Origin of the sequence: Massilia sp., assembly GCF_032106685.1 — a bacterium.
GTDB lineage: Bacteria > Pseudomonadota > Gammaproteobacteria > Burkholderiales > Burkholderiaceae_D > Telluria.
The window spans coordinates 1-7,304 of record NZ_DAMCPG010000038.1; the positions used below are offsets into that span (position 1 = coordinate 1).

General features: G+C 60.5%; 4 protein-coding genes, 1 tRNA gene and 2 pseudogenes. 1 reads left to right on the forward strand and 6 read right to left on the reverse strand.

Annotation, left to right across the window (positions count from 1 at the left end):
* Window positions 1–183: 183 nt before the first annotated feature.
* Window positions 184–483, reverse strand: a pseudogene (locus RT688_RS18230) (HU family DNA-binding protein); the annotation flags it as partial.
* Window positions 484–827: 344 nt separating this feature from the next.
* Window positions 828–3,233 carry an endopeptidase La gene (gene lon / locus RT688_RS18235; RefSeq protein WP_313706266.1) on the reverse strand — a complete coding sequence of 802 codons (2,406 nt, stop codon included), beginning with the start codon at window positions 3,231–3,233 and terminating at the stop codon, window positions 828–830.
* 17 nt (window positions 3,234–3,250) lie between these two features.
* Here lon and RT688_RS23870 point away from each other — a divergent pair.
* Window positions 3,251–3,319, forward strand: a pseudogene (locus tag RT688_RS23870) (zinc finger domain-containing protein); the annotation flags it as partial.
* 181 nt (window positions 3,320–3,500) lie between these two features.
* Here the strand turns inward: RT688_RS23870 and clpX are convergent.
* The 4 genes from clpX to RT688_RS18255 all read right to left on the reverse strand — a co-directional run bounded on the left by clpX (window position 3,501) and on the right by RT688_RS18255 (window position 7,061).
* On the reverse strand, window positions 3,501–4,769 hold the full coding sequence (gene clpX, locus RT688_RS18240; RefSeq protein WP_313706267.1) for an ATP-dependent Clp protease ATP-binding subunit ClpX: 1,269 nt from the start codon (window positions 4,767–4,769) through the stop codon (window positions 3,501–3,503).
* A 149-nt stretch (window positions 4,770–4,918) separates the two neighbouring features.
* On the reverse strand, window positions 4,919–5,536 hold the full coding sequence (gene clpP, locus RT688_RS18245; protein ID WP_312550707.1) for an ATP-dependent Clp endopeptidase proteolytic subunit ClpP: 618 nt from the start codon (window positions 5,534–5,536) through the stop codon (window positions 4,919–4,921).
* 66 nt (window positions 5,537–5,602) lie between these two features.
* Window positions 5,603–6,943, reverse strand: a complete 1,341-nt coding sequence (gene tig / locus RT688_RS18250) for a trigger factor (protein ID WP_313706268.1) — start codon at window positions 6,941–6,943, stop codon at window positions 5,603–5,605.
* 31 nt (window positions 6,944–6,974) lie between these two features.
* Window positions 6,975–7,061: transfer RNA gene (locus RT688_RS18255), tRNA-Leu, on the reverse strand.
* Window positions 7,062–7,304 lie beyond the last annotated feature (243 nt).

Consider the following 7,304-nt stretch of genomic DNA (forward strand, 5'->3'; position numbering starts at 1 on the left):
CCCGCGACCCCCGGCGTGACAGGCCGGTATTCTAACCAACTGAACTACCGCTCCACATCAAATACAAGGTACTGCTTGCCTGGCTGGTGAAAGCTGAGAGGCGCAAGCTCCTCACCTCACGAGATCGATGACCTCGAACGTACCGCCAGGCAGTCTTCTCTGCATGTCACTGCAGAGAAGGCATTAGTTTACAGCATCTTTTAACGCTTTACCAGCCTTAAATTTCGGGACCTTGGCGGCCTTGATCTTGATTGGCTCCTTGGTGCGCGGATCGCGGCCGGTGCGCGCGGCGCGCTCGCCGACGGTGAAGGTGCCGAAGCCGACCAGGGTGACGCTGTCGTTCTTCTTCAGCGTCGCGGTCACGGCTTCGATCATGGCGTCGAGCGCACGCGTAGCCGAAGCCTTGGTAATGTCCGCGGATTTCGCGATTTCTTCGATCAGTTCAGTCTTGTTCACTCTATTCCTCTTGTACGTTCTGACGCGGCGGCGCTGCGCCTTCCTGCAAAAAACTGCAAGCGCGTATTAAACAAGGGGGATTTGCTTCTGTCAAGCAACATTGATCGAGGACGGCTTCAGTGCGCGGAATATTGCCGTTTTAGGGCTTGTAGGGTGGACACCTGTGTCCACGCCGTATGGCACGGTCGCGAATCGAGAAAATGAAACACACTGACCTGCTTGGGTTGCGCTTCAGGATTACCGCACGATAAACCATGTGCACCAAACAGCGTGGACACAGGTGTCCACCCTACGAAAAGCGCAGTACCGAAAAACTCCAATAAAAAAGAGGCGCCCGCAGGCGCCTCCTCATACCACGATCACGTCGGCGGTCAGTGCTTGACCACGTCGCCCTGCCCTTCGGTTGCGCTCGACGGCGCCACCGACACGGCCGGCACCTCGACCAGGGCTTCCGGCTGGCGTTCCAGAGCCACTTCCAACACCTTTTCGATCCAGCGCACCGGCACGATCTCGAGCTTGTTCTTGACGTTGTCCGGAATCTCGGCCAGGTCCTTCACGTTCTGCTCCGGGATCAGGACCGTCTTGATGCCGCCGCGATGCGCCGCCAGCAGCTTTTCCTTCAGGCCGCCGATCGGCAGGACTTCGCCGCGCAGCGTGATCTCGCCCGTCATCGCCACGTCGGCGCGGACCGGGATGCCGGTGAAGATCGACACCAGCGCGGTGGTCATCGCGATACCGGCGGACGGACCGTCCTTCGGGGTCGCGCCTTCCGGCACGTGGATGTGGATGTCGCTCTTCTCGAACACCTCGTTCTTGATGCCCAGGCGCTGGGCACGCGAACGCACCACGGTGCGGGCCGCCTCGATCGATTCCTTCATCACGTCGCCCAGCGTACCGGTGCGGATGATGGCGCCCTTGCCCGGCACGTTGACGGCTTCGATCGTCAGCAGGTCGCCGCCGACCTCGGTCCAGGCAAGACCCACCACCTGGCCGACCTGGTTTTCCTTCTCGGCCACGCCGAAGTCGTAGCGGCGCACGCCCAGGAACTTGTCCAGGTTCTTGCTGCCGACGACGACGCGCTTGTCGCTCTTCTTCAGCAGCAGCATCTTGACGACCTTGCGGCAGATCTTCGAGATTTCGCGCTCGAGCGAACGCACGCCGGCTTCGCGGGTGTAGTAGCGGATGATGTCGCGGATCGCGGCCTCTTCCACCTTGATCTCGTCTTCCTTCAGGCCGTTCGCCTTGACCTGCTTCGGCAGCAGGTAGCGCTGGGCGATGTTGGTCTTCTCGTCCTCGGTGTAACCCGACAGGCGGATCACTTCCATCCGGTCCAGCAGCGCCGGCGGGATGTTGAACGAGTTCGAGGTCGCCACGAACATCACGTCCGACAGGTCGAAGTCGACTTCCAGGTAGTGGTCCGAGAAGGTGTGGTTCTGTTCCGGATCGAGCACCTCGAGCAGGGCCGACGACGGGTCGCCGCGGAAGTCCGCGCCCATCTTGTCGATCTCGTCCAACAGGAACAGCGGATTGCGCACGCCGACTTTCGCCAGCGATTGCAGCACCTTGCCCGGCATCGAACCGATGTAGGTACGGCGGTGGCCGCGGATCTCGGCCTCGTCGCGCACGCCGCCCAGTGCCATGCGCACGAACTTGCGGTTCGTGGCGCGGGCGATGGACTGGCCCAGCGAGGTTTTACCCACGCCAGGCGGACCGACGAAGCACAGGATCGGGGCCTTGAGCTTGTCGACGCGCTGTTGCACCGCGAGGTATTCCAGGATGCGTTCCTTGATCTTCTCGAGGCCGTAGTGCTCGGCTTCCAGCACCTTCTCGGCGTTCGACAGGTCGTTCGCGACCTTCGACTTCTTCTTCCACGGCAGCGACACCAGGGTGTCGATGTAGTTGCGCACGACGGTGGCTTCGGCCGACATCGGCGACATCAGCTTGAGCTTCTTGATCTCGGCGGTGGCCTTGTCCAGGGCTTCCTTCGGCATCTTGGCGGCGATCACCTTCTTCTCGAGCTCGTCGATGTCGGCGCCGTCCTCGCCCTCGCCCAGTTCCTTCTGGATGGCCTTGACCTGTTCGTTCAGGTAGTACTCGCGCTGCGACTTCTCCATCTGGCGCTTGACGCGGCCACGGATGCGCTTCTCGACCTGCAGGATGTCGAGTTCGCCTTCAAGCTGGCCGAGCAGGTGCTCGAGGCGCTTGGCGACATTGAAGATCTCGAGGATCACCTGTTTCTGCTCGAGTTTCAGCGGCAGGTGGGCCGCCACGGTGTCGGCCAGGCGGCCGGCGTCGTCGATGCCGGCCAGCGACGCCAGGATCTCCGGCGGGATCTTCTTGTTCAGTTTGACGTACTGGTCGAACTGCTGGACGATGGCGCGGCGCATCGCCTCGACCTCGGAGTCGTCGCCGATTTCCGAACGCAGCGGGGTCAGGTCGGCCACGAAGTGGGTCGGCGCGTCCGTGATGTGATCGATACGGGCACGCTGGGCGCCTTCGACCAGCACCTTCACGGTGCCGTCGGGCAGCTTCAGCATTTGCAGGATGTTCGCAACGCAGCCGATCTCATAAATGTCGGATGCGGAAGGTTCGTCTTTGGCGGCAGCCTTCTGGGCGGCGAGCATGATGCTCTTGCCCTGCTCCATCGCAGCCTCGAGGGCCTTGATCGATTTCGGGCGACCAACGAACAGGGGTATCACCATATGGGGAAACACGACCACGTCGCGCAACGGCAAGAGGGGCAGCGTCGTTTGCTCGGTTAATTTGGAAGTTGTCATGGCATACCTTATAAAAAGCGTGTAGACGATGTTGGGCGCACACGGTGAAAACTCAAGACCGGTCAACGCATATTTCTTCGAATTAAAAAGACTTTCGCGCAATACAATCTGGCCGTTCCGATAAAATCCCCGTCTGAAATAAAAAAGCCACCACGCGACCGCGGTCGCGAGTGGCTTTTCGATTGAAGCCGGATGCTTTTATTGAGGTAAATTGTACAGCCAAGCACCGGGCGCACAAGCGCTTTTGTGGTTTCCGCGCGGAATTTTTTAGTTTTCGCCCGAAGCCTTTGCGCTTTCGCTGTAGATCATCAGAGGTTTCGCCCCGTTGGTGATCGTATTCTCATCGATCACGACCTTCACGACGTTCTGCTGGCTTGGCAGTTCGTACATGACGTCGAGCAGCGCGTGCTCCAGGATCGAACGCAGGCCGCGTGCGCCGGTCTTGCGCGCCAGCGCCTTCTTGGCGATCGCGTGCAGGGCCGCCGGGCGGATTTCCAGTTCCGCGCCTTCCATTTCCAGCAGTTTCGAGTACTGCTTGATGAGCGCGTTCTTCGGCTCGATCAGGATCTGGATCAGCGCTTCTTCGGTCAGCTCGCTCAAGGTAGCTACGACAGGCAGACGGCCGACAAGTTCCGGAATCAGGCCGAACTTGATCAGATCTTCCGGCTCGGCTTCCATCAGGATCTCGCTGTTCGAGCGCTGGGTCTGGCTCTTGACGCTGGCCGCGAAACCGATGCCCGACTTCTCGGAACGGTTCTGGATGATCTTGGCCAGGCCGTCGAAGGCGCCGCCGCAGATGAACATGATGTTGGTCGTGTCGATCTGGACGAAGTCCTGGTTCGGGTGCTTGCGCCCGCCCTGCGGCGGCACCGAGGCCATGGTGCCCTCGATCAGCTTCAGCAGGGCCTGCTGTACGCCTTCGCCGGAGACGTCGCGCGTGATCGACGGATTGTCGGACTTGCGCGAGATCTTGTCGATTTCGTCGATGTAGACGATGCCGCGCTGGGCCTTCTCGACTTCGTAATTGCAGCTTTGCAGCAGCTTCTGGATGATGTTCTCGACGTCTTCGCCCACGTAGCCGGCTTCGGTCAGCGTGGTGGCGTCGGCGATCACGAACGGCACGTTCAGCATGCGCGCCAGCGTCTGCGCCAGCAGGGTCTTGCCGGAACCGGTCGGGCCGACGAGCAGGATGTTGCTCTTGGCCAGTTCGACGTCGTCCTTCTTGCCGAGATGCTTCAAACGCTTGTAATGGTTATAGACAGCCACGGACAGGATCCGCTTGGCAGTCTGCTGGCCGATCACGTACTGATCGAGCAATTCGGCGATCTCGTGCGGCGTCGGCAGGTCGGACTTGGCGCCCGCCACCGACTCGACGTTCGAGGTCTCGTCGCGGATGATGTCGTTGCACAGGTCGATGCACTCGTCGCAGATGAAGACCGAAGGTCCCGCGATGAGTTTCTTCACCTCGTGCTGACTCTTGCCGCAAAACGAGCAGTACAGAAGCTTTTCGCCGCTGGAGGATTTTTTGTCAGACATGGGGGCAGGTATTAAGTAATTTGCTATGAATATAACGATTACGGGGCACGCAACACGACCGCGTACACCGCCATGCTACCCGAAATAAAAAACAAACGCCCGAACGTGTTCGCGCCCGGGCGTTTTTCAGCAACACCTTGTGGGATGCGTCAAGCGCGGTTGGTCAAGACCTTGTCGATCATGCCGTATTCCAGCGCTTCCTCGGCCGACATGAAGCGGTCGCGGTCGGTATCCTTGTGGATCTGCTCGATGCTCTGGCCGGTGTTCTCGGCCATGATGCGCGCCAGGCGCTCGCGCAGGTACAGGATTTCCTTGGCCTGGATCTCGATGTCCGACGCCATGCCCTGCGAACCGCCGGACGGCTGGTGGATCATCACGCGCGAGTTCGGGAGCGAGAAACGCTTGCCCTTGGCGCCCGCCGCCAGCAGGAAGGCGCCCATCGACGCCGCCAGGCCGGTGCACAGCGTGGAGACGTCCGGCTTGATGAAGTTCATCGTGTCGAAGATCGCCAGGCCTGCCGAGACCGAGCCGCCCGGCGAGTTGATGTAGAGCGAGATGTCCTTGTCCGGATTCTCGCTCTCCAGGAACAGCAGCTGGGCAACGATCAGGTTGGCCATCTGGTCGTTGACAGGACCGACGAGGAAAATCACGCGCTCCTTCAGCAGGCGCGAGTAAATGTCATACGCGCGCTCGCCGCGGCCGCTTTGCTCAACTACCATCGGCACGAGGCCGAGTGCTTGGGTGTCCAATGCCGGATTACGGTTCATACCTGTCTCGTTTCCTTGTAAAAAGGGCTTGAATGGAGGCTCGAAAAAGCTAGCCTACCCCTGTGCTCAAGCCTGTGGGTTGCTACCCATCAATTCATCGAAAGCGATGGCCTTGGTGCCGACCTTCGCCTTGCCAAGTACATAGTTGACGACGTTTTCTTCCAATACAAGGGCTTCCACTTCGCCCAGGCGGCGACGGTCGCTGTAGTAGTACTTCAGCACTTCCTTCGGATCTTCGTAGCTCTGCGCGAAGTCTTCGATCTGGGCCTTCACTTGGTCCTGGGTGGCTTCCAGCTTGTTGTCGGCAACCAGCTTCGACAGGATCAGGCCCAGGCGCACGCGGCGCTCGGCCTTTTCGGCGAACAGTTCCGGCGGGAACGGCAGGCTCTTCACGTCCATGCCGCGCTGGGCCATGTCCTGGCGGGTCTGCTCGGCCAGGCGCTCGGAGTCCTGCTCGATCATGACCTTCGGCACGTCCATCTCGGTGACTTTCACCAGCGCGTCCATCACGGCTTCCTTGTTGCGGGCCTTGATGCGGGCGTTGACTTCACGCTCCAGGTTGGTCTTGATGTCGGCGCGCATCTTCTCGATCGAACCGTCTTCGATGCCCAGCGACTTGGCGAACTCGGCGTCGACTTCCGGCAGGTGCGCCCACTCCAGGTTCTTCAGGGTGATGGTGAACTCGGCGGTCTTGCCGGCCACGTCCTTGCCGTGGTAGTCCTCGGGGAAGGCCAGCGGGAAGGTCTTGCTTTCGCCGACTTTCAGGCCAATGGTGGCGGCTTCGAATTCCGGCAGCATGCGGCCTTCGCCCAGCACGAACGCGTAGTTCTCGGCCTTGCCGCCGGCGAACTCGACGTCGTCGATCTTGCCGACGAAGTCCACGGTCACGCGGTCGCCGTTGGCGGCAACGGCTTCGCCGCCGTCGCCGTGCTCGCCGGCTTCGCCCTTGGTGTGGTAGTGCACGCGCTGCTTGCGCAGGATGTCGATGGTCTTGTCGATCTCGGCGTCGGTGACGTCGGTCGAGACGGTTTCGATGTCAACGCCGGCCAGGTCGCCGATCGCGACTTCCGGGAACACTTCGAAGGTGGCGTCGAAGGCCAGCATGCCTTCCGGCGCGTCCTGCTTCGGCTCGATTTTCGGGAAACCGGCAACGCGCAGCTGGTTCTCGTTGGCGGCGTCGTTGAAGGCGCGGCCGACGCGGTCGTTCAGGACGTCGGTCTCGATCTGGTAGCCGTACTGGGCTGCGACCATTTTCAGCGGCACTTTACCCGGACGGAAGCCAGGGGCCTTGGCGGTCTTGGCCTGCTTTTTCAGGCGTTTTTCAACTTCCGTACGGACGTCGCTCAGCGGAAAAGTGATCGTCAAGCGACGCTCGAGTTTACCCAGGGTTTCGACTGCAGTTGCCATCGTAAAAATCGTCCAAAAAAATAATTATTCGTGGTGCGAGGAGGGGGACTCGAACCCCCACACCATTGCTGGCGTCAGGACCTAAACCTGGTGCGTCTACCAATTTCGCCATCCTCGCTCAGGATTGCATATTGCCACAAAAACAAAGGGCGCCCGACAGTGAAACCGGCCGCCCTGCACTCCTTTGTCTAGGGGCTACAACTTCAACCCGGTATTTTACTGGATTTTCTGACACGAGAGGAGTGAATTTTGTGGCAAGCCCGGGGCGTGGGGCGCTTTTTCAGGTTGCGGCGCACAATAATCGGTATGGAGCGGCGTCTGCCCGAGCGTTTGAGCGCGTAGGTCCGAGAACCCACCCTAC

Bases quoted from the DNA above. Each gene is read 5' to 3' on its own strand.
- tig (WP_313706268.1), bottom strand. From the start codon at position 6,943: ATGGCAACTGCAGTCGAAACCCTGGGTAAACTCGAGCGTCGCTTGACG.
- clpX (WP_313706267.1), bottom strand. From the start codon at position 4,769: ATGTCTGACAAAAAATCCTCCAGCGGCGAAAAGCTTCTGTACTGCTCG.
- lon (WP_313706266.1), bottom strand. From the start codon at position 3,233: ATGACAACTTCCAAATTAACCGAGCAAACGACGCTGCCCCTCTTGCCG.
- clpP (WP_312550707.1), bottom strand. From the start codon at position 5,536: ATGAACCGTAATCCGGCATTGGACACCCAAGCACTCGGCCTCGTGCCG.